Origin of the sequence: Cellulomonas algicola (genome assembly GCF_003851725.1) — a bacterium.
GTDB classification, from domain to species: domain Bacteria; phylum Actinomycetota; class Actinomycetes; order Actinomycetales; family Cellulomonadaceae; genus Cellulomonas; species Cellulomonas algicola.
Genome location: NZ_BHYL01000499.1, coordinates 1 through 535, shown reverse-complemented (window position 1 = coordinate 535; position 535 = coordinate 1). Strand labels below are relative to the sequence as shown.

Here is a 535-nt window from a genome sequence, read left to right as displayed (position 1 = left end):
GTCGCCGCCCCCGCGCCCACCGCGTCCGCGTCGGCGGCTCCCGACGCGGCGGCGACGGAGGGCGCGGAGCCCGCGGCCCCCGCCGACGGTGCCGCGACGACCGCCCCCGACGACGCGACGGCCGACGAGGCCCCCGCCGTGGCGGACCCGACCGGCTCGGACCTCTGGGTCGCCGAGGCGACGGGTGAGGGCTCGGCCGAGCTCGTGTGGCACGCGGAGCCCGGTCGCTGGAGCCTGCTCGCGGTGAGCACGGGCGACGCACCGCCCACCCTCTCGCTGGCGTGGCCGCGGACGGTGACGACGCCGTGGCTGTGGCCGTGCGTCGTCGTCGGTGCCCTGATGGTCCTCGCGTCGCTCCTGCTGCTCGCCCGCGAGCTGCTGCGCCGCCGCCGGGGCCTCGACCAGCCCGAGTGGCACGCGGTGCACACGGGCCCGATCGCCGTGGGTGCGGGCGTCGGCGCCGACGACCCGACCGCCACGACCCTCACGCGCCGCCAGCTCCGCGAGGCCGCCGCCGCCCGCGCCGCCGGTGTGC

Annotated in this window: 1 pseudogene; it reads left to right on the top strand. The window is 80.7% G+C overall.

The features are described 5' to 3' along the window. Window positions 1-535: pseudogene (locus CTKZ_RS21885) on the top strand (hypothetical protein); the annotation flags it as partial.